Origin of the sequence: Stenotrophomonas sp. SAU14A_NAIMI4_5 (assembly GCF_003086795.1) — a bacterium.
Taxonomy (GTDB): domain Bacteria; phylum Pseudomonadota; class Gammaproteobacteria; order Xanthomonadales; family Xanthomonadaceae; genus Stenotrophomonas.
Genome location: NZ_CP026003.1, coordinates 4,244,610 through 4,267,215 on the forward strand (window position 1 = coordinate 4,244,610; position 22,606 = coordinate 4,267,215).

General features: G+C 64.9%; 18 protein-coding genes. 3 read left to right on the forward strand and 15 right to left on the reverse strand.

Going from position 1 to position 22,606, the window contains the following annotated elements:
• Positions 1-68 precede the first annotated feature (68 nt).
• The 4 genes from C1925_RS19430 to C1925_RS19445 all read right to left on the reverse strand — a co-directional run bounded on the left by C1925_RS19430 (position 69) and on the right by C1925_RS19445 (position 7,865).
• A complete protein-coding gene (locus C1925_RS19430) occupies positions 69-980 on the reverse strand; it encodes a type II CAAX endopeptidase family protein (RefSeq protein WP_108770320.1) in 912 nt (303 codons plus the stop codon).
• Between the two features lie 423 nt (positions 981-1,403).
• A complete protein-coding gene (locus C1925_RS19435; RefSeq protein WP_108770321.1) occupies positions 1,404-1,928 on the reverse strand; it encodes a DUF6622 family protein in 525 nt (174 codons plus the stop codon).
• A gap of 142 nt (positions 1,929-2,070) precedes the next feature.
• Positions 2,071-2,415, reverse strand: a complete 345-nt coding sequence (locus C1925_RS19440) for a hypothetical protein (RefSeq protein WP_108770322.1) — start codon at positions 2,413-2,415, stop codon at positions 2,071-2,073.
• A gap of 731 nt (positions 2,416-3,146) precedes the next feature.
• Entirely contained in the window at positions 3,147-7,865 is a 4,719-nt protein-coding gene (locus C1925_RS19445; RefSeq protein ID WP_108770323.1) for an RHS repeat-associated core domain-containing protein, read from the reverse strand.
• Between the two features lie 736 nt (positions 7,866-8,601).
• On the opposite strand from C1925_RS19445, the gene C1925_RS19450 reads away from it, so the two are divergent.
• Both C1925_RS19450 and C1925_RS19455 read left to right on the forward strand, forming a co-directional pair.
• Positions 8,602-8,952, forward strand: coding sequence for a hypothetical protein (locus C1925_RS19450; protein ID WP_108770324.1), 351 nt, complete (start codon positions 8,602-8,604; stop codon positions 8,950-8,952).
• A 185-nt stretch (positions 8,953-9,137) separates the two neighbouring features.
• A complete protein-coding gene (locus C1925_RS19455; RefSeq protein WP_108770325.1) occupies positions 9,138-9,614 on the forward strand; it encodes a cold-shock protein in 477 nt (158 codons plus the stop codon).
• Between the two features lie 48 nt (positions 9,615-9,662).
• On the opposite strand, the gene C1925_RS19460 is transcribed toward C1925_RS19455, so the two are convergent.
• The 4 genes from C1925_RS19460 to yidA form a co-directional block, all read right to left on the reverse strand.
• Positions 9,663-9,959 (reverse strand): hypothetical protein, encoded by a 297-nt coding sequence (locus C1925_RS19460; protein WP_108770326.1) that lies wholly within the window; start codon positions 9,957-9,959, stop codon positions 9,663-9,665.
• Positions 9,960-10,071: 112 nt separating this feature from the next.
• Positions 10,072-10,437 carry a hypothetical protein gene (locus tag C1925_RS19465; RefSeq protein WP_254051350.1) on the reverse strand — a complete coding sequence of 122 codons (366 nt, stop codon included), beginning with the start codon at positions 10,435-10,437 and terminating at the stop codon, positions 10,072-10,074.
• Positions 10,438-10,970: 533 nt separating this feature from the next.
• Entirely contained in the window at positions 10,971-13,277 is a 2,307-nt protein-coding gene (locus C1925_RS19470; RefSeq protein ID WP_108770327.1) for a TonB-dependent receptor, read from the reverse strand.
• 333 nt (positions 13,278-13,610) lie between these two features.
• Entirely contained in the window at positions 13,611-14,444 is an 834-nt protein-coding gene (yidA, locus tag C1925_RS19475; protein WP_108770328.1) for a sugar-phosphatase, read from the reverse strand.
• A 169-nt stretch (positions 14,445-14,613) separates the two neighbouring features.
• Between yidA and C1925_RS19480 the strand changes: the two genes are divergently transcribed.
• Positions 14,614-15,276, forward strand: a complete 663-nt coding sequence (locus tag C1925_RS19480) for an exopolysaccharide biosynthesis protein (protein ID WP_108770329.1) — start codon at positions 14,614-14,616, stop codon at positions 15,274-15,276.
• 136 nt (positions 15,277-15,412) lie between these two features.
• Here C1925_RS19480 and C1925_RS19485 read toward each other — a convergent pair whose 3' ends face one another.
• The 7 genes from C1925_RS19485 to C1925_RS19515 form a co-directional block, all read right to left on the reverse strand.
• Entirely contained in the window at positions 15,413-15,820 is a 408-nt protein-coding gene (locus C1925_RS19485) for a hypothetical protein (RefSeq protein WP_159097576.1), read from the reverse strand.
• A 47-nt stretch (positions 15,821-15,867) separates the two neighbouring features.
• A complete protein-coding gene (locus C1925_RS19490; protein WP_108770331.1) occupies positions 15,868-17,178 on the reverse strand; it encodes a sorbosone dehydrogenase family protein in 1,311 nt (436 codons plus the stop codon).
• Positions 17,171-17,611 carry a DUF2231 domain-containing protein gene (locus tag C1925_RS19495; protein WP_108770332.1) on the reverse strand — a complete coding sequence of 147 codons (441 nt, stop codon included), beginning with the start codon at positions 17,609-17,611 and terminating at the stop codon, positions 17,171-17,173. Before C1925_RS19495 ends, C1925_RS19490 begins: the two co-directional genes overlap by 8 nt.
• Positions 17,612-17,894: 283 nt before the next feature.
• The gene (locus C1925_RS19500; protein ID WP_108770333.1) at positions 17,895-18,221 is read right to left on the reverse strand and encodes a DUF2185 domain-containing protein; all 327 of its coding nucleotides are present in this window, start codon (positions 18,219-18,221) and stop codon (positions 17,895-17,897) included.
• A gap of 9 nt (positions 18,222-18,230) precedes the next feature.
• Positions 18,231-18,590 carry a hypothetical protein gene (locus C1925_RS19505; protein WP_108770334.1) on the reverse strand — a complete coding sequence of 120 codons (360 nt, stop codon included), beginning with the start codon at positions 18,588-18,590 and terminating at the stop codon, positions 18,231-18,233.
• A gap of 133 nt (positions 18,591-18,723) precedes the next feature.
• Entirely contained in the window at positions 18,724-20,025 is a 1,302-nt protein-coding gene (locus C1925_RS19510) for an aminotransferase class V-fold PLP-dependent enzyme (protein WP_108770335.1), read from the reverse strand.
• Complete coding sequence (locus C1925_RS19515) at positions 20,025-22,430, reverse strand: TonB-dependent receptor (RefSeq protein WP_108770336.1); 2,406 nt, start codon at positions 22,428-22,430, stop codon at positions 20,025-20,027. Before C1925_RS19515 ends, C1925_RS19510 begins: the two co-directional genes overlap by 1 nt.
• Between the last annotated feature and the right edge of the window lie 176 nt (positions 22,431-22,606).

A 22,606-nucleotide genomic window follows, 5' to 3' on the forward strand; every position in this document is an offset into this window, starting at 1 on the left:
CGGTACGGCGCGAACCAGCATGCGATCGGTAGGAGCCGGATCGGGGAGGTGCCGCCCCGGCAGTGGCGTTACCTGCTGGTCGGCGAGACGTTGTGAGCTCCACGCGTCTTTCGCCACTGGATCCACGCGACCGCGGCGACGAAGAAAACGCTGCACAGGTAACTACCTTCCGGCCCTTGCGCGCCACCGGTGAGGGTGTCCAGGCCTTGCGGGCGCAGCGCAACCAGCAGCGCCGGCAAGTGCGCATCCATGCCGGTGACGGGCAGTTCGAAGCCGGTTGCGAGCAACCAGTTCCACCCCGCGTGCCAGCCCATCACGCCCCAGATATTGCCGGTCCACAGTGCCCAGGCGCAGGCGAACAGCGAGAACAGGAACGTGCTGAGCATGACCAGAGGCGGCTGGTGCGGACTGAAATGCAGGAAGCAGAAAACGAGCGACACCAGCAGCACTGCCACGGCGACATTGGTCTTGCGCGCCACCGCCGACAGCATCCAACCGCGGAAGATGACTTCCTCCACGCTCGCCTGGAACATGAAACTTACTAGCAGCAGACCGATGTGCAGCAGACTCACGGGCGAGCGCCATGCCTGCCCCAAGCCTGCGGCCTGCATGCCGCCTGCCATCCAGATCGTGACTACGACCAGCGCGACTGTGCCGAATCCAACGGCAAGTCCGCGCAGGACGGTTTTCAGCGGTACCGGACCGGTCAGCCCGATACTCGCCAGCGAGCGCCCTTCGACCAAGCGTACCCAGGCGAGCACGGCCGCCAGCGTTGGCGCAAAGCCGATCCACAGCAGCGCATGCAAACCAGCGAGTCCGATCGGATCGCCGCTCGGCGTCGACCAATGCTGCGACTGCATCCACCCGTCCAGCGCGATCACCGGTACCGCGTTGAACAGGATCATCAGGATCGGTGTGAGCCAGACCCAAGGCAGCCAGCCGCGGGCTGGATCGGGCGAATACAGGGCAACGGGAGTCATGCGGGGCTCGAGGTGGACGTGATCGCCGCTGCACGTTGCCATCCACGCGGGGACGTGGCAACCCGTTTGCGACCGAGCCCCAGAAGCCGCCGATCAATCACCTGGATCGCCGACGAAAGGGCACTGATCTGCTGCGTCACTGTTTCCCGAAGGGCGTTGATCTGCCGAGCTTCTCCCAAGCCAAGCTCAACCAGCGTGGCCAGGCGACTGAAAGCGCGGCCATGCAAGGCCTTGAGCTTCCAAACACTGATCGAGCGATATCAATAAAGTGTTCCATTGACCAGTTGAAACCGCCGTCGGATGCGGACATTACCAGCGTTCGGCTCCTCCGCCGCCCCGAACGTCCTCTTTCGGCCAGCAGCAGACACCGTCATAGGGCAGCAGGTCGAAGGGAGCCCGCAAAGCCCCAAGCCCCTCCCTACCTCAATGCACCGGGCCCAGATTGCTGGGAATGCCCTTGCGCAGCACCGACAGATACCGCACGTACTTGCCAACAAAGATGCCGGTGAACCCACCGGACAGCAGCAGATACGCAGCACTGAAGTTTCCATTGGCACTCAGCGCAGGCGACACCGCAAGCGCCACCTCGAACCCGTACTTCACCAGGAACGTGACCAGCAGCAGCGGCAGCAGGCTGTAATCCGCGCTGCGCCACAAACGGCCCGTCGCTTCATTCACCGTCAGCGTCGCCCGCCGCAGCAGCACCCAGCCCAGCATCGCGCCCGCGCAGATGCCGGCGAGCCACTCGCTCCACGCCACCAGCGAACCGCCGTAGCGGTGGCTGATCGACCAGATGCCCCACACCGTGAACAGCGCCGGCACGATCGCCAGCCGCCGCAGCGAGGTCTGTCCTGGCCGCATGGCCGCGACGCCGCGGGTGATGAGGTACGCCAGGATCACCCAGACCCAGATCGGGGTGTGCGAGAGGATGGGCAGCAGCAGGTTCACGGGAGGTCCTTTCAGTGAGTGCCCGCACGGAGGGCGGTTGGTGACGCTCACTATTGATGGACCGGGCTACCTGAACAAGTGACAGGTGTCAGCGATACCAGATGACTGCTGCTGCGTCCGGGCGCGGGTAAAGGACGCCCGCTCAGGCCGGCGGAGCGGCTGCGGCCGCAGCGGGTATGGCAGCGGCAGGCGCCATCGCCGGCGTGCCGCCCCCAGTCCGCTCGCTGGCGGCGGCGAGGGCCTGGTTGATGCGGTGCGTGGTACCGCGCTGGTCCAGGTCCACGCCGATGAGGTAGGCGAAGCGGCCATCGCATCGCAGCTGCGTGGACTCGAGACCTTCCGTATCCGCCAGGACCCGCTTCAAGGCCTTGGCCCAGCCGCGCCCCGGCACGCTGTCCAGTTCAACCACCACCACCGACTCGCCGCAATCCAGCGGCAGAGCCTCCTGACGGACGACTTTCGGCGCTGCATCTAACCGGGCACTCATGGCGGGAGCTCCTGCAAGGTGGCGACGGCCGAAGTATCCACGGCGTGCGCCAAGACCCTGTCAAGGCAGAGGCAGCCCGATGTATACGGGCGGGCTTCGCACTGTCGATCTGCTGTCGTCAGCGCTTAATGACACTCCCAAGCGCCTCATCCAACAAACGATTGACGACATAAGTGCATTTTTATGCTCTGGGTCAAAAGCTGACGTCAGCACCGGGCTGGCTGTTTAGGTCCTTCCTACGTCCGCTATCGGCCAGAAGCGGACATTGCTACCCAATGCTGTTTGCGCACCCAAACTCACAGCTCAGCTCGGGAGTTCTAATGAGAATTTGTCCGCAATCTCAAGTGAGCAGTCAGATGAATCCTCGACTCACAGGCAATCTGTAGAGCGAGCTTCCTATGTACCAGCAGGTCAGGGCGATGTCCAATGCGCAGTGTGTATGACGTTTCCGTTGGCATCCACTTCGATAGACCACGCTTCAGTGTCTAGACTAAGCCTGTTCTCATACCACAGCCGCTCAACGCACCTCTGGCTACATTTGACACTCGCATATCGAGTGAATCTTTCGCCCTCGGTTTCAACGAAATCAGCTCTACCCAGCGACTCCAGCACTGAGACTCTAGAATCCCCCTCTCGAATTTGATCAAATTTCTTTGTGGTTGTAACAGATACTGCCGAACAACTCCCGATATAGATTACAACCAGGGCCACGACGATAAAGAGAAAAGCTTTCAACGATTACCTCCCGACATGACTGCCTTTTTTTCGTAAGCCGGCAGGGCATCCAACAGCTCTTTCGGAATATCACCGCCCTTGGGGATGTAGAACGTTCGCGCCCCCGGAAGCCTAGAGGCCGCTCTTGTCATACCCCCAGGAAATGGACTCTGCAAAGTAGACATTCCGCCCGCCATCAAGCCCTCATTTGACCGCACAGCGCAATTATCAAAAAATCCAACACTATTCATTCCAGGGTGTGCGCGAGAAAGGTACTGCGCCGACGCCAGGCTCTGCTGCGGCGTCGCAGGCACCAGTACAACGGTCTGATTGCGGACTTCACTCTGCGAACGCAGATATTCAACGGGAGAACTTCCCAGGGGCGTGTCGTTTCCGTAGCTATACATCCCATTGTCACTAATAGCAATCCCGACATGTCCGAAGAAGTTTAGACTACCCTCTCGAACGCCACCACCAACAATAAGGTAATCCAGCCCTAACGGATCAATCCTCGCAACAGGACCAGCCCCGGTATATAAGTAGGTATTAATACCGCCGGACAGACCTATCGGATCGCTCTGGAAATAGCGACCTACGTTCGGCTCATACTCCCTGTGGTAGTTAAAGAACAGCCCACTTGCCTCCGTCGCCTGCTGCCCCGGGAAGCGCAACGCGAGATCAAACTCCACACCATCCCCATCGGGATCATTGGCCGGCGCTTGGTTACCAAATACTTCGCTCTTGCTGCTCCACTCCCAGATCGCCACATCGCGCACAGGATCGATCACCACGCGTGGGGTGCCCAGATGATCCGGCTGGATGTATGCCAGCTCCGGCACACCAGCACCCGCCGCATTGATCAACGCCACCGGGTAGTTGTCCAGCCAGATCGCCTGCTGCTGGGCTTGCCCCGTTGCCGAGTAGTTGCCCAGCCACTGCCCGGCTTCGTTGTACACCGTGATCTGGGTATTTCCGCCTTCCGGGGCGCGCAGTACACGCTCACCGCGATGGTTATAGCCGTAGCTTTCCAGCACTGCATTGCCCTGCTTCACCGCATTCATACGGTTGGCATCGTTGTAGGTGAACACCTTGCTGCCGATGCTGGTGGTGTTGCCCGCTGCGTCATGGCTGCGCGCCTCGCCATCCACGGCGGTCAAGCGATGGCTGGTGGCCGGATAGCTGTAAGTCGACGTGCCAGCCGAGGTGGTGAGCGAGGTGCGGTTGCCCGTGGCGTCATAGCCATAGGTTTCAATTGGCGTGCTCGTTGCACCGTCCTGGGTCTGGGTCAGGCGGCCCAGCGTGTCATAGGCGTACTTCGCAAGCACGGCTGAACCGGTGCCGTTCTTCAACTCGGTGATCGAGCCCACCGCGTCATAGCCAAAGCCCAGGGACAGGCCGCCGGTAGCCGGGTCGTGCACGGCCTGAGGGCGGTAGTCCAGATCCAGCGGGCGCTGCAGCTGCCGGCCGTTGCCGTAGGTCCAGCCGGTGGCCGGGCCGAATGCCGCATAGGTCACGTCGTTGACCACGACCTGTCGCGCCTGCCCCGGTCGCGTCAGGCCAATCTGGCTGATGCGGCCCAGCGTGTCGCGCACGTAGTCAGCCACGCTGCCATCCGGGTAGGTCAACGATGCGAGGCTACCGGACTTGCTGTACGTGTAGCGCAAGGTGCTGGCGACGCCGTTCACGGTCTGCACCTTGCGGGTGATCTGCCCGAAGCGGTCATGGCAGTACTGGGTGCTGCCATTGGCATGCAGCACCTGCCCCAGCCGGCCCTTGGCAAAGCGCTCGTCGCTTGCACACACCGCCGGGGCCACGTCGTAGTGATAGCCCACATCCATGTTGGGGTCGGGGTAGGCCACGCCGATTAGACGGTTGAGCGCATCGTAGGTGTACGCGGCGGTGATACCCCGCGCGTCGGTAGCTGTCTTGCGGTTGCCCGCTGCGTCCACGGTGAAACCGGTACTGCCGCTGTCCGGGCTCACCTGCCCGGTCAGGTCACCAAAGCCGTTGTAGGCATAGGTGGTGTGCAGGCCCTTCGGGTCAGTCACCTGGGTCACCTGGTCCAAGGCGTTGTACTGGCTGCCGATCTCCGCCTCCACGCCACCGACATCCTGCAGGGTCTGCGCCAGACGGTTCAACGGGTCGTACTGCTGGCGGGTCACGCGCTGCAGGGCGTCGGTGACCGTCTGCGGATTGCCGTTGGCATCGTAGGTGAAGCCGGTGGCGTGGCCGCTGGCATCCTTCAAGGCGGTCAGCTGGCCCAAGGTGTTGTAGGTACGCGCCAGTGTGCGCCGCAGCGTGCCGCCGGCATCAACGGTGTTTTCGTCCAGGCGGTTGCCGGCATTGTCCAGCGAGTAGTGAATCGTGTTACCGGCACTGTCAGCCACGTCCGTCAGCCGCTGCGCGGCGTCGTAGACATAGGTCACGCTGCTGCCATCGGGCTCGGTGATCTGCTGCACCTGGCCGGTCGGCCAATAGCTGATCTGGGTGACACGATCCTTAGCCGTGGTGGCCCCACGCACGGTGACCGAAGTCGGCCAGCCACGGGCATGGTAGGTGTAGTCGGTGACCACACCATTGGCATCCTTCACTGACAGCGGCCGCCCGTAGGTGTCGTAGGCCAGCGTCTCCACCGTCTGCCCGAGTGCATTGGTAACGCTGCGCACGTCGCCCTTGCGATGGGTGCAGGCACCATTGGTCGCGCATCCGGCGTCGTCTCCGGCGTAGTAGGCGTACGTGGCGGTGTCGGCCACGTCGGTGCGGGGGCCGTCCACACGCTTCAACAGGCCCTCCACCGGGCAGTCGCCCGCGGCGGCTACATCAGCAGCGTCGCAGTAGCTGTAGAGGGTTGTGCGCGCTTGGCCGGTAGCCGTGTCGGTTACGGTGGTAGCGGTGGGCTGGAAGCGGGCGTTGTAGGTGGTGCCGACGGTGCGGTTGCCCACCTGGGTGGCCAGCACCACGTTCGTCTGCACGTCGCGCGTAATCCGTGTCGTGCGCTGTTCGGGCGTACCCACGGCTTCGTTCATTGTATGGATGCTGACCGGGCGGCCACTCACCGGATCGGAGGCTTCGGCATAGGTGTGCTTGGTCTGGACGCCGCGCTGGTCGGTATAGGTGTCGAGCCGGCGACGGAAATCAACGCTCTGGTCGTAGTACGTGCGGCTTACCGCGCCCTGGGAATCGCTCACACCCGCGACTTTGCGTGGCGGCGCCGTGGCACCACCCGGCGTCAGGGTGTAATCGGTCTGGCGACCGAGTGCGTCGGTCACGACCGCACCACCTGCGGGGCTGTAGGCGAGGGTTACGCCATCGGCTCCGCCTGCGTGTTGGCTGGAGATGACCCGACCGATCGAATCGTAGATGAAGGTGCTGTAGCGGCGACCATCCTCAGCGGTGAGGCCGGTCAGGTGCTGGGGGAAATTGCTGTTTTCGTAGTGGTACGTCCGCACACCTCCCCCTGCGTGCGTCACCGTGGCCACCTGGTTCTGCGGGGTGTAGGTGTATGTGGTGAGCGGCACGCCTTCCACCAGCACCGAGCTGATCAACGCATCGTAGTCGTTCGACGGGTAGACGAACTCCAGCCTGCGGCCACTGCTGTGCACAACGGCCGCGATGCGATCGCTGTCGTCGTAGAGGTATGCCAGCGAAGTGCCGTCCGTGAACTGCTTGGCCGTCAAGCGGCCGTTAGCATCAAAGGTGGAGACCTCGCCGGCCGAGTACAGGGTCCAGTTGCCGTTCTGGACAAGACGATCACCGCTGCCATCAGCGGCCTCAAATGCCTGCCCCACTCGCTTGAAGGGACGCTGGTAGCCTGTGCCTTCGATAAGGCCCACGTTGTCGTTGTCATCCAACGCCAACTGCACATCCAGTGAGTGTGTCCATCCGTGGCCAAAACCACCGATGCTGGTGGATATGCCGGAGTGATAGTGACGGGTCAGATTGATCCAGCCAAGGTCGAAGTCTTCGGCGATTTCATATTTCTCGCCGGTTTTCACATCGCAGGGGTTGCCGACACTTCCATCGCACCTTGCCCGGCCGCCGCCTTGGCCGCACAGACCGCCACCGCCACTGGCATCGCATTCCACTGTCTTGGAAGTGATGGTGGCGACGAAGTCTTCGTTGACACACGCTTCGTACTTGTCGGACCACCCGGTTGCTTCAACGGGACAGTTGAGGCGGCGCATGCGAGAGATCGCAATCTCGCTTTCGAATGCCTCACAGGGATAGTCGATGTTGTCTCCGTACATGACGGTTGAGCGGTAGTGCCGCAACTCGACGCGACCCTCCATCCCTGGATAGATCTCCTGCCAGGCCCCCAGAGGTGTCAACGCTCTTCCAGGGCAGGAGGGGTTCTGCTCGTACTGCAGGAAATCAGCGATCAACTCCGCTTCAGTCTCAAAGCGCATGTTGTAAGTCCACTCGGGATCAGTAGGCTCGCTCATCCCTATCCAATAGGTGATGGCCACACTTCCGCCAAAGGCAACAGACTTCGACTTGATCGTCTTTACGTTCGCCCAAACATGTTGGTATTCAGCAGGCACACCAGGCGGCACAGGCAGCGTCTTGAAGGCCTCAACTGCCTCCTGCTGTGTACTGAATTCCGAGGCATTGCCGGCAGGCTGGGAAATACGCCAGGTAATTTTGCTTTCCTGGCCCTGCACCGCCAGCGGAGCCATGCAGCCGAGCACCAGCATTGCCACTGCGGCATGCGATAGCGTCTTGAGTCGATTCAACATCCCTGTTTTCCCTCAGTGGACGAACGCAGCGTCGGCGGGGACGAGAACGTGAGCGCGAGCGACATCACGTCATCTTCCGGATCGTCCCTGAGCCGATGTTCGGTGGAGCTGAACGGGGTCTTTATCCCTCAGATGCTGTTCGGTTGCAAGTCGCGCCGTATCGATTTCGTTTGAATCCTAAATTCAGTGCCCGGGCCCGCTGTTGTTGATGCCGGTGTCCTGCCCACCGGCAAACCAGATCCCTCCAGCAGGCAGTTTGGCGCATGGACCTGATGGCTGGGACGACGACGCTCCGGAAAGCTGACGATGGCAGTCCTGTCGCATCTGCCATGCTCACAAGGTCGCATGGGGAAACTGACGCATCCGCCGCGAAAACGCCGAAATCCTTATGCGCCAGGCCGATCCTGCTTCCGCCCCCAATACGAAAATTACGAGAGTGCCTTGGGTTGTGGCGGCATTGCCCCTAACCTCTTGGCAATCGCAACAACATCAGGCAACTCTGGCAGCGCCACCGACAAAGGGTGGCCGGGCGTCGAAAACCCGATTTGCTGTTGTTGTTTACGCTTGTCAGCCGGCACCACCCCGCGTGGTGCCGGCTGGCAATCCGTCTGCCGGCTATGGCGGACGGTGCGTGGGGGCCTCGTGCCCGCCGGTACAACAGCATCCGGTTTTCGAGCCACGCATCGTCCGCCACCTTTAACGGTGGCGGCTTCTGCCTGCTTGCACGGAGCCTGCCATGAACACGCCGCATTCCCCTCCCCCGCATCCCATCCAGGAAGCGCCCTCGCCCGGCCTGGACCCCAACACCCTCATCGCCCTCCTGCGCAGCATTGGTGCGGGTGCGGCGTCCGATGGACAGCCGTGGCCTGAGCGCCATCACCTTCGCGGCCGGCAGATCGCCATGGCCGATGCGGACTGCGCGTTGGCAGGCCAGCGCGTGGTGCAGGAGATTCTGCTGGCGGCGATTCGCGCGCAGCAGAACGGTGACTCTGACCAGTACGTGGGGGATCGCGTGTTGGAGGGGTTGGCGATGGCTGCGCTTGCGCTTACGGCGTTTATCCAGGAGCGGGTGCGGCCGGAGGGGTGAGGGTTTTTGGATTGCTCGCGAAGGGCATCCACGCGTGGCGTGGATCTACTTGGGGTCAGAGCCCTCCGCGTGGCGGAGGGCTCCGACCCCGCGGCCCGGCCTCAGTGGTTTGGGGGTGTTGGGGTCAGAGCCCTCCGCTGCGCGGAGGATCTGACCCCTGCGGCCTGGGTTGATGGAGGTGTGGGATGAAGCAGTGGTATTTCGCCTTGGCGGTGCTGTGCGTGGGGTTGGCTGGGGCGGTGTGGATGCAGTGGCCCGCACGCGCAGGCGATGAGGTGTCGGCTTACCGGAAGCTGCCGGTGGTTGAGTACCGGCTACTGCGCAGCGAGGCGATGGGGTATGCGTCGAGCCAGGCACTGCAGGGGCTCTCGTTCCATGCGCGCCCTGATGGCGCGGGCTCGTTCGAGATTCGCTGCAAGGGCGTGGCGGTGATGGAGGTGGAGAACGCGCCCGCGCGTGTGCTGCTGCGGATGCCCTCGGATGCGCTGATGCGGGCACCGGATGTTGCGCGGCTGTTGGAGAGCTTCCAGCAGTGGTTGGTGGAGGAGCCGAGCGATGCGCGATCGATGGGCGAGCGCGGGGAGCCGTCGTGGCTGGAGGCGCGGTTGCGGGACGTTGTGGAGGGCGTGCCGCAGGAGGAGCGGTGCGTGTTTGGGCGATAGGTGGTAGGTGAGGCGTAGTCGAGCAAGCTCGACGCTACGGGTCGGGTGCTAGGTGAGGTGGAAGGAGGCGCGGTGGGTGGCGTCGAAGTGGAGGGCAGCTACTGGCACGGTACCGACCATGGCCAGCAGACCTAACGCGTGCTTCTCCCAGGGTTCCACTGCGCGCTCCACATCGGTGCCCATGGTGTGCACGCGGTACTCGGCTGCGTAGTCATCCAGCGCATCGTCAAAGGGGCAATCGAGCAGCCACTGGCGTGAAGCCTCATCGGCCACCCACATCAGCCGCGGCAGGTCGTGGAACCCGCGGTAGGCGAGGATGCGGTAATGGCCTGAGGGCAGAGACATCGGCGTTTCCTGCGCTGGCGCGGATGGGTGGCCGCGTCTCTACGATACGCCTTGGGCTGGGGTCAGAGCCCTTTCCTGCGGGGAGCAGTCGAGCAAGCTCGACTCTACCTACCTACGGCCTAGGGGCCCTTGCAGCGACGGTGGCCAGGCGGCGGCTGACGAGGCCGTAGAGGTCCTGCAGCTCGGCGGCGCGCTTCGCCGTCATGTTGCTGCCGAAGAGGACGCGTGCGAGCGCGGCTTCGTGGGTGTCATCCGGGAAGCGTTCGCGGGCGCGGTAGACGTTCTGGAAGACCAGCCAGGCCAGGCGAAGGCCGCCGCCGGGGAGTGGGCGCACGAGGCGTTCGTAGGCCTGCCAGAACTGGTATTCGGCCTTGAGATCGACCGTCGGCGCCGCGTAAGGCACCGGGCGCGGGCGTCCGTGGGCACGCGGGCGGGTGGGCAGGTAGACGGGATCGGGCTGGGCCATGGTGGACAGCATGCCCCAGCAACATTGTGGGAACCTTGCGTTGGTGCCGGAATATCAGTGCGGGTTGTGCAAAGTGCGGCGGAGAGAGGGGTCGGAGCCCTTTGCGGAGCAAAGGGATCTGACCCCCGGTTGCAGGGTTCACGTTGATGGGGTCAGAGCCCTCCGCGTTCGCGGAGGGATCCGACCCCGCCCGATTGCGGGCAGCGCGGTGAGGGGTCGGATCCCTTTGCGGAGCAAAGGGCTCTGACCCCGGTTGCGAAGAGCATCCACGCATGGCGTGGATCTACTGGGGCGTGCGCGCCCCGGTCGGCAGGATTCGCGGCGGTGGGGTCAGAGCCCTCCGCGTTCGCGGAGGGATCCGACCGCGCCGGATTGCGGGCAGCGCGGTGAGGGGTCGGATCCCTTTGTGGAGCAAAGGGCTCTGACCCCGGGTGATGCGTGCGCCGGAGACATTTCGCCGGGCATGGCCCGGCGCTACCGGATTGCAGGTTTCACGGTGATGGGGTCAGAGCCCTACGCATGCGCGGAGGGATCCGACCCCGCCGTTAGAACTGCATTGCGGTGCTGAACATCACCTGCCGTGGGGCGCTGCGCTGCAGCGTCTGGTAATCGCCCGAGAACGAGGAGCCGGCAATCGTGGCGGTGCCGATGTTGTTGCGGTTGAACAGGTTGCTGACATCCAGCCGCAGCTCCAGCCCGGGCAGCACACTGCCCTCGCCCAGCGTGTAGGCGGCATAGGTGTTCACCTGCCAGAACGTGGGCACGCGGATATCGTTCTCGTACGTAAACGGCTGGCGCAGGTACGAGGTGCTGGTGGCACCAAAGCGCCAGTCACCAAAGTGCGCCGACAGATCGCTCACCAGCGAGACCTGCGGGTACCCGGGCTGGGCATTGCCCTTGATGGGGTACACGGTATCGCCCACCACGAAATCGCTGCCGTAGTACGAGCGGGCCACGGCCACGCCCTGGTAGAACTGCACGCGCTCACTCAGGTCCGCGGTAATGCCCAGGTCCGCACCAATCACATGCATCTTCGGCATCAGCCGCACGGTGTTGATCTGCGCGAACTGCGTGCCGATGGCCGCCGACAGCAACCGGTTGCGGATATCGTTGTAGAACACATCGCCGGTCAGTGTCAGCCGCTCGAAGCGGTGCGTTGCACCCATGGTGAAGTTCCAGTTCTTCTCCGGCCGCAGCGTGCCGGCCACGCGGTCGAACTCGTCCTGGTCAGTGATCGTCCACGCCGAGGCGGTATAGCCGATGTTGCCGCGCTGGGCCACGCGGTAGCCGTTCATGGTGTTGGCCACGTCGATGAAGGCATCGGTGGAATCGCTCGGGCTCCAGTACAGCGAGACCTGCGGCAGGAAGTTGTCCTTGGCACGCAGCGCGCCATACACCGGTCGATCCGGCGCATCGCCGAGGCCACCGCCTTCGGTGCGGAAATCCACGGCCTTGAAGCCGACGCCCAGCTTCAACGTATCGCTCAGCGCGATGTCATCGTGCAGGTAGAACTGCTGCGAGCGGGTGACCCAGCGCGAGGCGTTGTCGGTGAGGAAGGCCGGACCATATACATCGAACGGGCCGGTGGCCTTCAGCGGCTTGCCCTGCCCCAGCAGCGGCTGCTGGTACCAGTCGGTGCGGGCGGCGGCCTTGCTCTGTTCCTGCCAGAAACCTGCGGTAAGCGTGTGCGCGCCGGCTTCGAACTGCAGGTTGGCCATGCCACCGAGACGGTTCACGCGCGGGGTCTGCACCTGCTCGGAGAACGGCGCGCCGTTGGGCGATGGCACGGTGGGGTCGGTGAGCGTGGCCTGGGTGTGGCTGTTGGCGTTGTACAGCTGCACATTGCCGCTGAGTGCGGGCGTGATCTGGAAGCGATGGTTGATGGACGCTACCCGGTCGCGGGTGATCTGGCCGGTATCGTAGGGAATCAGTTCGGACAGCTCGCCGCAGGTATAGGCACCGCAAGACTTGTCCGCATTCTCTGGCGAGGCCACGTAGTACGCCCACGCATAATCGGGATAGAAGCTGTCTGCCTTCCAGCCCAGCTTGCGGATCATGTCGAAGGAGATGTTGTTGTAGCCCCAGACCTTGGCCTTGCTGTCGGAGGCAAACACGGTGAAGTCACCCCAGGCCACATCCTGCTGCGCTTTCAGGTTGCCGCGCAGGAAATCCTGCGTGCCTGCACCCTGGTACTTGTCCGCCGAGACGCGCTGCAGGTCCACCAGCACTTTCGGGCCGCGCTCGCCCAGCTGACCGGTCTGCGCAGAGACCGTGGTGACCAGGGTGCGGTTGCTGCCCACGCCCTGCTTGATGCGCAGGCTGGGCGTGTCCTGCATGTCGCGCAGGCGATATTCCAGGCTGCCACCGTTGGCGCTGCTGGAAAACACGCTGACCGGCGCGCCACCCGGGCTGACGGTGATCGCGCCGATGCCATCGGGCACACCCACGTTCACCACGCTGGTACCGGTAAGGGAGAGAAAGCCGTTGTCGTTCAGCGGCACGCCTTCGAAGGTGATGCCCATTTCATTCATGCGGAAACCGCGCACGAACAGGCTGGTGGCGGAGATATCCAGGCCCAGGCCATCGGTGGCGGTATAGCTGGCACCGGGCACGGCCTTGAGCATGGCCAGGCCGTTGTTGCCGGTGACCATGGCATCGAGGTCGGTGGCGTTGATGATGTAGCGGTTGGGGCCGACCACCTGCGTGGGGGCAACGGCCGCACCACGCGGGGTGGCGATGACCTGCAGGGCATTGAGGGTGGTGGGGGCGTCGTTGGCTTCGGCGGCGTAGGCCGGTGCGGCGAGGGCGGCGCTGAGTGCCAGGGCGAGCAGGGTCGTGGGTGGAGTGTTCATGGCCAGATCCAGGTGCAGGGGGAAGAGGACGCAGGCGCATGCCCAGCGCGTGGCAGCACCGGCGGCGATGCTGTGGCTGGAATGCGATTGCGTTGAAGGGGGAGCGGCGCGGTTCGCGCCGATCAGGGGCAGCAGAAGACGGTCAACTGCCGGGTGAGGCGATGGGGTGGTTTCGACGGGCGGCAGTGTGGCACTGCCGTGCCGCGCGCACCATTGCACCGTGGTACAGCGCGGTTATACGCAGGTATCGTGCGGGCCTGGTAGAGGCCGACGTTGGTCGGCGCGTTGCTTCTACGTGTGCCAACCAAGGTTGGCATCTACCGGAGCAGTGGCTTACTGCAACACGAAACGTTCGATGGCCTTGGCCACGCCATCTTCTGAATTGGTGGCCGTTTCAAAGCGCGCCACCGCCTTCACTGCGTCGATGGCGTTGCCCATCGCCACGCTGGTGCCGGCAAACTGCAGCATGGTCAGGTCGTTTTCCTGGTCGCCGATGGCCATGACGTTGGCGCGGTCGATGCCCAGGTGCTCGGCCAGCTTCTGCAGGCTGGGCCCCTTGCCCGCGCGGTGGTCGAACACTTCCAGGAAGAACGGTGCACTTTTCAGCACGGCGAAGCGCTCGGTCAGTTCGGCCGGCAGGCGCGCGATGGCCGCGTCCAGCACCTCGGGCTCATCGATCATCATCAGCTTGATGAAGGACATCGACGGGTCCATGTCCTCCACGCGGCGGTACGACAGCGGCACGTGCGAGAGGTGCGAGTCGATGACGGTGTAGCGGCTGATGTCCTGGTTGGGCGTGTACAGGCGCTGGCCATCGAGGGCCTGGAAGTGCACGCCGATATCGCGCGCGACCTGTTCGCAGTAACGGAAGTCTTCGAAGCTGAGCGGGAACTCGGCCACGTTCTCGCCGGTGCCCAGGCGCCGCACCAGGCCGCCGTTGCAGGCGATGCAGTAGTCATCATCGCCGTTGATGCCCAGCTCCTGCAGGAACGGCGCCAGGCCGGACACGGGGCGGCCGCTGGTCAGCACGATGTGCACGCCCAGCGCGCGCGCCTGCGCGATGGCCGCCTTGGCCCGCTCGGTGAGCTTATGGGCGGGGTCCAGCAGGGTGCCATCCATATCGATGGCGACCAGTGCGATGGTCGATTGCCTGCGGCCCATGTCCATCAACGTCCAACCTTGCATGTGGGGACCGCTATTTTAGGGCAGTCGCGCGCCTGCCCGCCTCATGCGCGGTTCATACCGCCGGGCGCAGCTGCAGGGATACTCAGCAAGCCTGTGCGCCCCCCACCGCAGGACGGCCCCCATGACCGCCCTACCCTGGAGATCCAGACGCATGACCTACCGCGCCCCCGAGGCCACCGACACCGCACCGCTGGCCGAGCAGATTGAAGACCTGATCCACGGCCTGCCCGGCGAGCAGATCCGCGTGGGCACGCTGCTGCAGGCGCTGGGCGATGAGGGGCTGATGCTGATCGTGATCCTGCTCTCGGCGATCTTCCTGATTCCGGTGTCGATTCCCGGGCTGAGCACGGTGTTCGGTGCGTCCATCCTGCTGATCGGCCTGAGCCGCGTACGCGACCGCCCGCTGTGGGTACCGCGCCGCCTGGCCGAGCGCGAGGTGGCGACCGAGAAGCTGAAGGCCAACCTGGGCCGCGCCCTGAAGTGGGTGCACCGCATGGAGCGGCTGTCGCAGCCGATGCGGCTGGCGGTGATGGTGCGTTCGAAGAAGATGATGCGGCTGAACAACCTGGCGCTGGTGTTTGCCACGCTGTTGTTGATGGCGCCGGCGGGGCCGATTCCCTTCAGCAACACCTTGCCCGCGCTGGCGCTGATGTCGTTCGCAATCGGATTCATCCAGCGCGATGGCGCGGCGGTGGCGGCGGGTTATGCGTTCGTGGTGGCCACGGTGGTGTACTTCGGCGTGCTGCTGGGGGGCGTGGGGTTTGCGGCGGAATCGGTGTTCAGTGGGATGCGGGGTAGTAGCGCGTCTGTGTAAACGCGTGCTGGCCAATGTGTAGAGTCGAGCTTGCTCGACTGCCTCTGATCTTCTGTAGAGCCGAGCCCATGCTCGGCTGCTTCTACCAACAGCAGTCGAGCAAGCTCGACTCTACAAAGGCCAGGGCAACAGGAATTCAGGCCCGGCACACCGGCGGGCGGGCGCCCATCCACTGCGCGGCACCGGGCCGCAGCACGATCGCTTCCCCATCCTGCCCCTGCAGGTAACGCACACGAATCCGCGTGCGCTCACGGGTGATCGAAAACAGCGCCGGCGCTCCCGCAGCCTCGGCCGCAACCGTGGTACCGCCTTCCTCGCGCAGTACCAGCACCTGCGGTGGCAGCCCCTCGCCTTCGAAGGGCTGCCAGAGCACGGCCGTGCCGCCGCCGTAGGCGATGAAGGACAACTCCGCGCCCAGCAGGTCACCCGATTGCGGGTGCACGCAGACGTTGGAATAGCTGCCTTGCCAACCCGATGCGGACACCGGGTTGGCAACCACAAGGCCCGTGCACAGCAGCGCGGCCCACATCAGTGCCCTGGACATCCCTGTCACTCCTCGGCCCATGGCCTGGTGTTGGTGATGGGCGAACTCTACTTCGCCGAGACCCGCCAGACCACATCGCCCACATCGTCGGCCACCAGCAGCGCGCCGTCGGCGTCCATCGCCATGCCTACCGGGGCGCCCATCAGGGTCTTTTCATCCTTGGAGGTGAAGCCGCTGACCACCGCTTCCGGGCGGCCGATCGGCTTGCCGTCCTTGAACTGGACGTAGACCACTTCGTAGCCGCTCAGCGGCGAACGGTCCCAGCTGCCGTGTTCGCCGATGAACGCGCCACCGTGGTACTTCGCCGGCAGTGCCTGCGCGGTGTAGAACATCAGGCCCAGCGGCGCCACGTGCGAGCCGATGGCGTAGTCGGGCACGATGGCCTTGGCCACCAGGTCCGGCCGCTGCGGCTGCACGCGCTCATCCACGTGCTGGCCGTAGTAGCTGTAGGGCCAGCCGTAGAAGCCGTCTTCCTTCACCGAGGTCAGGTAGTCGGGCACCAGGTCGGCACCGATCTCGTCGCGCTCGTTGGCGACCGCCCACAGCTTGCCGGTGCTCGGCTCCAGGTCCAGGCCGGTGGGGTTGCGGATGCCCGACGCGTAGATGCGGCTGCCACGGGTGGCCACGTCCACTTCCAGCACCACCGCGCGGCGGTATTCGACGGCCAGGCCGTTCTCGGTGATGTTGCTGTTGGAGCCCACGCCCACGTACAACTTGCTGCCATCGGCGCTCGCGCGCAGATCCTTGGTCCAGTGGTGGTTGATGGTGCTGGGCAGGTCGGTGAACTCGCGACCCTTGTCGGTCATGCGGGTTTCGCCGGGCACGTAGTGGTACTGCATGATGTTGCCGGTGTTGGCCACGTACAGCGTGTCACCGATGAGCTGGATGCCGAACGGCGAATGCAGGCCTTCGATGTAGACGTGCTGGGTCCAGGTATCGGTGCCCGGCGTGCGGCGCAGCAGGGTGACCCGGTTGCCGCCCTTGCCGGCCTTGCCCGAGCGCGCCTTCACCTTGCCGGCGATCCACTGCTTGGGCGTGGTGACCGGTTCTTCGCCGGGGCCGTTGCCTTCCACCACCAGCACATCGCCATTGGGCAGGGTGAGCAGGCGGCGCGGGTGCTGCAGGTTGGCGGCGATGCGTTCGATCTTCAGGCCCTCGGCCACGGTGGGCGCCTGGCCGTCGGCCCAGCCCACGCCCTTGGGCACCTGCATGGGCGGCATGAGGAAGTTGGCCGGCTTGGGCAGCGGCGGCTGCGCACCGGACTGGTCGGCCGGGTGGTATTCGGCCTTGCCCGCGCAGGCGGCCAGCATCACCGAGAGCGAGAGGATGCCCAGCGTGGGCAGGATGCGATCAGCCATGACGACCTCCGTGCAGCACCGGCAGCTGCAGCGACAGCAGGATGAAACCGATGGCGATCAGGCCCACGGTCAACGCGGAAAGAAGGGTGCCCGGCACGGCCACCGCGTAGGCATCGCGGCTGTGCACGAAGGCGTTCCAGATGGCCAGCACGATGGCGACCAGGTTGAGCAGGAAATCCACGCGGTCAAGGCCGGTGGCGGTGCCGTTGCGGCGCCAGACCGCGAACAGGTTGATCAGCCGCGGGATGATGGCGATGAGCAGGCCGAAGGTGATCAGCCAGGCGGCCGCCTTGCCCCACATCACCTCGGCGGTGTTGAGGTAGAGGATGTCGAAGATGAGGGCGCCGACGAAGAAGCCGAACGGTATCGGATTCAGCAGGCTGAAAAGCGTGGTACCCAAGCCGCGATGGGCCTGGGCGACGGGGTTGACCATGGTCGTGCTCCGGAGAGGAAGGGGGGACACGGCCGTAGTAGCACAGCCGGCGGGGAGGTCGCGCGATGATGGTCGATGGGAGTGCCGCCGGGCTTGGATGGATGTGCCACGGTCGCGGAGGGATGTGCCGACCAACGGTCGGCACCCACCAGGATGGGAGATGCCGGGATCAATTGCCCGGATGGACGTGCCAACCAAGGTTGGCATCTACCAGTAGATCCACGCCATGCGTGGATGGATGTGCCGACCAACCGGCGGCATCCGCCAATCGTGGCATCACCGATCAGACCGGCAGAAGCCTTCCGTCTTCACTGCGTTCGAAGGCGGTACCCGCTGGCGCGTCCACCACTGCCAGGACGGCACGATCGTAGTTGGCGATGGTGTTCACGTTGTACACACCAGAGTTTCCCGGTTCGTCCAGGTACTCCTCGGTCTCGTCGCCGGCCAGAAAGCGCCAGCCACTGTCCACGTCGTTGTCGGGCTCCTCGCGATAGCAGTAGCCCACGGGCTGGCCGTCAACGGTGATGCGATCGGTGGCGATGCACGCGCCATAGCCCTCCAGCAGCGGGCTGATCTGCTCGGCGGTGAGTCGGAATTGTTTCGGCTTCATGGTGCCTCCTCAGGGGACGTAGACCAGATGCAGGGTGTACTCGAAACCGGCTTCCGTTTCGATGATATCCACGTCCATTACCAGGTCACTTCGCCCTTCCGCGACGGTATGCAGGTCGACCAGGACCTTCCAGCGCTCGCCGTACCACTGGCTGACCGAGGTTTCCCAGGCGGCCTCGGGGAGCGGCACCAGGGTTTCGCCGTAGTCCTCGAGGATGCCGGTGATGACATCCCAGGTGTCGGCGCTGCATGTGGGCACGTTCGCGGCCTGTGGCGCGCGGCCGGCGGCAATCTCGTTGGCCATCCAGGCCAGGGTGGGACGGAAGGCCTCGTCCACGGGGGTTTCGGTGTCCGGGTCTTTCCTGACCATCGGTCTTCCTTGAGCAAAGGGCCGCGAGACATGGCCCATGCATGATGGCATGGGTCGGGCGTGCCGCGCCCGGAGGGATGTGCCGACCAACGGTCGGCACCCACCAGGGCTCTGACCCCACACCAGAGCGGCCTCAGGCCAACGCGGCCAGCGCTTCCACCAGCGCGTCCATCTGCTGCGGCCGGGTGAACACCGAGGGCGTGACCCGCACGCAGGCGCCTGATTCCAGGCCATCGCGGTGCGTGGTGAACACGCGGTGCTCATCCAGCAGCCGCTTCTGCAGCGCCATGTTGTCGGCCACGCTGGTGCGGCCGCGCAGGCGGAAGCTGGCCAGTGCGCTGGCCAATGCCGGGTCCGGCGAGGACAGCACTTCCAGGTGCGCCATCTGCCGCGCGGGCACCGTCCAGCGCTCGCGCAGGTAGCGCAGGCGTGCCTGCTTGTTGGCCGAGCCGATGCGCTGGTGCAGGGCAATGGCTTCCGGCAACGCCAGGTAAGCGGCGAAGTTGACCGTGCCGGTGTGCACGCGGCTGCCCACGCGACCATCATCGGCCTCGCCCATGTACGGGTCGAGGTCGGCCACGCGGCCCTTGCGCACGTACATCGCGCCCACGCCTACCGGCGCGCCGATCCACTTGTGCAGGTTGATGCCCACGAAATCGGCCTTCAGGTCCGGCACGGCGAAGGCGATCTGGCCAAAGCCATGGGCGGCATCGACGATCACATCGATACCGCGTGCACGCGCACGCTCGGCAATCTCGGCCACCGGCAGCACCAGGCCATGGCGGTGGCTGACCTGGGTCAGCAGCACCAGCTTCAGCTTCGGCATCCGCGCGAAGGCCGCATCGTAGGCCTGCAGGATCTGCGCGCGGTCGGGCACGGCCGGCAGGGCGATGCGCTCCACCTGCACGCCGCGCCGCTGCTGCAGCCAGCGCATGGCGCCGATCATGCTGTCGTAGTCCACGTCGGCGTACAGCACCTGGTCGCCCGGCGCGAGGCGATTGTAGCCGCCGATCAAGGCCAGCATCGCCTCGGTGGCACCACGGGTCAGTGCGATTTCGTCGGCACCCACGCCCAGCATGTCAGCCACCTGGCGGTGCACGGCCATGTACTCGGCGGGGAACGTGTGGCGCCCGTACCAGGCGTTGCCACGGTTCACCTCGGCGGTGTGCCGCTGGTAGCTGGCCAGGGTCTCGCGACCCATCGCGCCCCAGTAGCCGTTTTCCAGGTGGTTCACTTCATCGGTGATGTCGAAGTGGCTGGCCACGGCGGCCCAGTAGCCTTCATCGCAGGCCAGCACGTCCGGCGCCACGGTCGTTGCAGGAATTTCCATGGCCGCAGGGTAGCGTGCAGCAGCCATGGCAGGCAGTGAAGACAGCGCTGCGGCGGCCGGCAGCAGGGTGCCGGCGCGCAGCAGGTTACGGCGGCGGCTGTCCATCAGAAGGTCAGCCGGTACTGCGCGTACACGTTGGCACCGTCGGTGTCGTAGGGTGCGTTGCGCGAGTAGATCAGGCCGCGGCTGGCCTGGAAGGTCGCCTCGTCCGGGTAGCGGTCGAACACGTTGTCCACGCCCACGCGCAGGCTGTGGTGCTCGTTGATGCGGTAGCCGGCGGCCAGGTCGAGGAAGGTCATGTCACCGAAGCGCTGGTAGATATCGCCGGTCGCATTGCCGGTCGAATCGGTCCAGGCGCCGTAGTAGCGCACGCGCGCCATCAGCGACCACGCACCCACGTCCCACGTACCGGTGAAGCTGCCCTTGTGCTCCGGCAGGCGGTCTTCGAACAGCACGCGCTGGGTTTCGTTGGTCGCCACCGAGAGGCTGCCGTTGTCCACGCGGGTGCGGTTGAAGTTGTAGGCCAGGGTCAGCGTCATGCGGCCGGTGCCGAGATCTCGCAGGTAGTTGCCGACCACGTCGACGCCGCTGGTGGTGGTGTCGAAATCGTTGGTGAAGTAGTTGACCGAGGTGTAGCCCAGCGGATTGGGCGTGCCGGCCGGAATGGCGAAGCTGGCCGACTGGCTGAAGCGGTCGCTGAGCTTGATGCGGTACACATCCACCGAGCCGGACAAGCCCACATCGGTGCGCCAGGTCAGGCCCAGCGAAGCAGTGCGCGATTCTTCCGGGGTGAGCGGCTTGGCGCCGAGCAGCTGCGCCAGCGGATCATTCGGCGACAGGCGGCCGCTGGTGAAGATCTGCAGCGTGCGCGTGTCCAGTCCCTGGGTGGTGCTGGTGGTGTTCAACTGTGCCGGGGTGGGCGCGCGGAAGCCGGTGGAGAACGTACCGCGCAGGGCCACGTCCGGGGTGATCGCAAAGCGCGCCGACAGCTTGCCGTCCACGGTATTGCCGAAGCTGGAGAAGTCTTCATAACGGCCGGCGGCACCGATGCTCCAGCGCTCGCCCAGCGGCACTTCCATATCGACGTAGGCGGCGTGGCTGCGCTGGTCCCACTTGCCGGCCTGGGTATCGGAGAAGCCCGGTGCGCCGTTGGCATTGGCTTCCAGGCCGGCCGCTGCGCCGGGACCGACGGCGTACGAAGCCGGATCGCCGGCGCGCACTTCATAGGTTTCCTGGCGGAACTCGGCACCGAAGGCGACGTTGACCGGCTTGGCCAGCGCGGCCACGTCCCACTCGTAGTTGAAGTCAACGTTGGCGTTCTTCTCGGTCTGGGTCAGGCGGCCGAGGTCGAACGAGGTCGGGCTGTCCGGGCCCAGCGAGGCGTTGATCGCATTGTCCAGGCTGTAATCGATGGCGTTGCGACCGTACGACGCACTGACATCCCAGCGCAGCTTGGGGGTGATCTCGCCGCGCAGGCCGCCGACCAGCTGCAGGTCGTTCTGCACGTTGCCGTACTGCGGGCTGAAGCCCACCGGATAGATGGAGCGCAGATCCCAGCCGGGGAAGATGCTGGTGGTGCGGTAGGCGCCGGTGGTGGTGTCCGGATTGCGCCAGTTGAAATCGCTGACGCCATCGCTGTGGCTGTACAGGCCGAAGGCATAGACCTCCAGCGTATCGCTGGCGTTGGCCTTCAGGTTGAAGCCCACGCGGCGGCTTTCCAGCTCCGGCTGGCCCCAGCGCTGCACTGGGTTGGGCACGTCCAGATCCGGGTGCGCGGCCTGGAAGGCGATGGCATCGGGGCGCTGGCGGGTGCGCGAGGTGGCATCGGAGTTCGACGATTCGGCGAACAGCGCCAGGCTGCCGTAGTCGCCCAGCGCCCAGCCGGTGCGGGCGCTGAAATCACGCGAGGCACCATCGCCCTGCGCGTACTGCGAGTAGCCCGCGGTGATCTCGGTGCCGGGGCTGTCTTCAAGAATGATGTTGATGACGCCGGCGATGGCGTCCGAACCGTACTGCGCCGAGGCACCATCTCGCAGCACTTCGATGCGCTTGATGGCACTGGTCGGAATCTGCGCGAGGTCAGCGGCCTGTGCGCCGCGGTTGCCCAGCAGCGCGCTGCGGTGGAAGCGGCGGCCGTTGACCAGCACCAGGGTCTGGTCCGGCGACAGGCCACGCAGGGTGGCCGGGCGCACGAACACCTGGCCATCGGCCATCGGCAGGCGCTGCACCACGAACGACGGCACCAGCTGCGCCAGCACGTCCTTCAGGTCGGTGGAATCGACGGACGTGATGTCTTCCTTGGTGAACACATCCACCGGCGCCAGCGTTTCGAACTGGGTGCGGTTGGAGGCGCGGGTGCCGGTGACCAGCATGGCATCCAGCTGGGTCGGCGCGGCATGGGTGCCGCCATCGGGGGTGCCTGCCGTACTGGCATCTGCTGCGATCGCGCCTCCTGCGCTGACCATGGAAAGGGCGAGGAGGATGGAACGCGACAACAACGAGCTCTGCACGACGGGTACTCCGGGACTGCACGACAGGGTCAGGCGCGCCTGTACAGGCGGCCTGGACAAGTCGCGCAGTCTCGGCACGATGTGTGAAGCGGACGTTACGTGAACGCGACAGGAGGAAGTCGTCGTGGGCGGCACCCTCAGCACGCGCGTAATAGAATCAAAGCATCGCGCACGCA